Origin of the sequence: Paramuribaculum intestinale (assembly GCF_003024925.1) — a bacterium.
In the GTDB taxonomy this organism is placed as follows: domain Bacteria; phylum Bacteroidota; class Bacteroidia; order Bacteroidales; family Muribaculaceae; genus Paramuribaculum; species Paramuribaculum intestinale.
Window position 1 is genome coordinate 1 of the sequence record NZ_PUED01000211.1, and the last position, 3,728, is coordinate 3,728.

At 46.5% G+C, this 3,728-nt stretch carries 3 protein-coding genes; all 3 read right to left on the reverse strand.

Annotated elements, in window-relative coordinates:
* Positions 1-265: 265 nt before the first annotated feature.
* The 3 genes from C5O24_RS11680 to C5O24_RS11690 are packed head-to-tail and all read right to left on the reverse strand — an operon-like array spanning position 266 to position 3,624.
* Entirely contained in the window at positions 266-1,171 is a 906-nt protein-coding gene (locus tag C5O24_RS11680) for an ornithine cyclodeaminase (protein ID WP_107681872.1), read from the reverse strand.
* Positions 1,168-2,985 (reverse strand): aminotransferase class I/II-fold pyridoxal phosphate-dependent enzyme, encoded by a 1,818-nt coding sequence (locus C5O24_RS11685; protein WP_107681873.1) that lies wholly within the window; start codon positions 2,983-2,985, stop codon positions 1,168-1,170. Before C5O24_RS11685 ends, C5O24_RS11680 begins: the two co-directional genes overlap by 4 nt.
* Positions 2,986-3,027: 42 nt before the next feature.
* Positions 3,028-3,624 carry a transcription termination/antitermination NusG family protein gene (locus tag C5O24_RS11690; protein WP_107681874.1) on the reverse strand — a complete coding sequence of 199 codons (597 nt, stop codon included), beginning with the start codon at positions 3,622-3,624 and terminating at the stop codon, positions 3,028-3,030.
* Positions 3,625-3,728 lie beyond the last annotated feature (104 nt).

Here is a 3,728-nt window from a genome sequence, read left to right on the forward strand (position 1 = left end):
CAATAAATCTATTATTTCAAACACTTTAACATTTAAGGAGACAGTAATTTATACTGTCATGAAAAAATCCATCTTTTTCAGGCAATACATAAAGTGAATTGTTATAGCTCATCATTTAATAATCAATATAACCTTCAATAACACTTTAGAATATGCCATTACACAACTTATAAATTATCAAACACAAACTGGATGCCCATCGAACCAAAACGATCCAATGTCGCCCATACCGCACCCCGTGCAGCCCTATATCCAAGAGAAGAAGTCACTTTGACTTTAGCATCTTTTCGATTTGATATGCAAAATACACATCATGTAGTCCAAGACCGATATTATACGAAATAATTCTTTGTCTATCATTTTCGCGTCCGCATATATCTCCCGAAAGGACATCACAGAACTCTCCGAACGACTTAAACTGCTCAAAAAACTGAAAACCGGAGATTTGCGCAGTGTCATCACCAAATATCTTATCGAAAACAGTGTCGCAATTCTGAAAACCACGTGTATGGATCGGGACAAGCAATACACCTGGCTTAAACAATGAAATATCATTTACCAGCAAGCCGGCTGACTGAGTAATTGCAGACACCACGACATCTGATCCATCCACCAAAGAGTCAACACTATCCATGATTCTGAACTCAACATTTTTATAGGACGAGAACTCTTCTATAGTTTTGTCGGCATGATCCTTATATTGCAATAATCTCACCTCATAATGTTCATTTTTAGTTGAATCCAAAAAACACCGCAATGCAGCTTTTCCAGCGCAACCTAAACCCATGAAAGAATAGACTCTTGCATCGGATTTACGAAATGTCTTAATAGCCAATGCAGCAACTGCTCCGGTTCGCATAGGTGTAATCCAGTCACAATTCACCAATGCGATGAAGTTGCCATTGGTGCTGTCACACAAAGTGAGATAACTTTTCACCGATGGATGAGAGCATTGAAATCTTGATGCATTTTTACATCCAAATCTTCCATACTCTTTTGGTAAAAGACAAGGCATTGTCCTAAAAAAATCCAGACTCCCATCAAGATGTATTGCAGTTTTCGGAGGCATGCAACTCTTTCGCTTCAACAGAAATCCCTCATATGCCCATTCCACACATTGTGCAGGGGAAATATCGAGGGCTACAATCTGATCATTCTCAATTATTTTCATAGAATTAGGCCTTTTAATGCATTAAACATTTGGATATCATCTTTTCGATTGCGTATTGCAATTCGGATGAAATGTCGATTATTTGGAAAACCTTTTTTTGACGTACAGTCTTTAATCAAAATACTGTATCTTTCTAACAATTGTAGTGTTAGATTGTATGAAGTAAACGGCGGAAGCACCTCACACAGGAAATAATTGGCCTGCGACGGAATCACACGCAGGAAAGGAATTTCACGAAGCTCGCGCTCAAATATCGCACGCTCTTCACGGAACTTCTCGCACGACCTCACATAGTCTTTCTCATACTTGCCATAGATCTGCATGTAAAACTCCGCGAACGAATTGATATTCCATATTCCCACATCCTTCCGCATGAAATCTATCAGCGACCTGTCAGCACTAGCCAGAACACCCAGCCTAAGACCGGGTACACCGTAACTCTTCGAGATCGACTTCATAACACACATCGTCGGATGCGCCTCAAGAACACCATTATGGAGCAACGTCGTTTCAGCTGCCTCATCCGCAAAATCCACGAACGACTCATCCACAATCAGCCTCACACCCCGCTCCTCGGCCCACACAGCAAGCCGCTCAAGCCCCTCACGGCCTATCATGTTCCCCGAAGGATTATCAGGATTCACTATCAGCAGACTCCCTATCTCCTTCTCCGAATAGAAATCCACAATATCATCCGCCGTATAGGAAAAATCACCGTTCGACGGATAATACGCCACAATCCGGTCAGCCGAAAGCCGGTTGGGATACTCCTCAAACGTCGGATATATTACACCCACACCACCCTCAACACACCCCATCAGACTCTTGATAAGCTCAGCCGCACCATTGCCCACCACCATATAATCATGCCTCACCCCGAAATACTTCGCCGCCAGAAGCGAATTCACACCCATACCCGAAGGATAATCCCGCAGAAGAGGCTCAAAATTAGCCTTCATCTCCTCTATCATTCTCGCCTTCGGGAAATAAGGATTCACCAGATAGCAGAAATCAAGCAGACCGGCATAACGCCAATATCCCCCGAAACTGCCCTGAAGCTTCCGCAGACGATCCTCACGCTCAGCAAATATAGTCTCAGCGATCCTCAGATCCTGCACGTCATCTATCTCATACCAGTGCATCCCCGTGATCGGCAACGCCTTAATCCCGGCATTGTCTATCAGAGTTATCACCCTCAGCACCTGCTCGTAATACTCATTCTCACCAAGCACACGTATATATGCCTCCAGAAACGGCAGATAATGGTTGGCTATAAACTCCCTGCTGAACTTATATATATTTACCGTCTTGTAATAAAACTTCGTATCGCTGTACTTGAACGCCTTCTTCGGAATGAAATTCACGATATTATCCTCATCGTCAATCCTCACCATCGTACCGTCCATCCAAATCTCATACTTCGACACCAAAGCACAGTCCCTATGATCACATTCCATCGCCGCACCAAGCACCGAATCCTCGAATATCAGATCCGACTCAAGCAGCAAAGTATCATCAGAAGCCATATACTCCCGCGCAAGCCAAAGCGAATATATATTGTTCGTCTTGTCATAGATCGGATTCTCTACAAAAACGATATCACGCCCCGGATACTGCCGGCTGATATAATCCATCAGATTGCCACCCTCATAACCCACCACGATCACTATACGCGACAGATCCAGAGCAAACAACTGATTCAGCATACGGTCAATGAGCCTCACCCCATTCACCTCAAGCATACACTTGGTATTGTTAGCCGTAAACTCACCAAGACGCCGACCCATTCCGGCCGCAAGTATAAGAGCCTGCATAACTAATATTTATATCTAAACTTAAAATACGTTTCATCACCATCACACACCCTCCAGATCCAACTCAGAAATCTCCACACAAGCACACCCCAGAGCATCCACCCTCACCAGCAACCGCACCGACCCATCGGCCGACCTACCGTCACCCACCACCTCACCGCAAAGACCACACAGCGAACCACGCACCACCCTCACACACATACCCGCACGCAGACCCTCACCCACAAAATCCACACGCCGGTCCGTCGCCCCAAGCATAAACCGCAACCGATCCAGCTGAACATCAGGCACCACAGCCACCGACGACCCACCACGACCAGCACGATTCATCAGAAAACCCCTCACACCCGACGTCCGCAGCACATCGCGCCGCTCACCCTCCCCACAACGCACAAACACCACCGACGGAATCACCACACGATCCACCTCCCGCCGACGACCATCACGCCACACCCTCACCTCACGCTGCAAAGCAACATACACCTCATAACCACGCTCACCCAACCGCCGACCCACAGCACGCTCCCCATTATGACCCACCAACACCACAAACCAGCCACCGACACCCACGCCTCCGGCCACGTCAACGTCCGCAGACCCTGGCGCACCACAACCCATATGTCCGTTCATATCAGCCATTTCGGTACTGACTCAGGCATGTCGCTAAAACCGCACGAAGCTCACCCCGACACGATTGCAACCCACATATCTCTTGGTAAGCCGCCCCTTATACACCTCCTCTA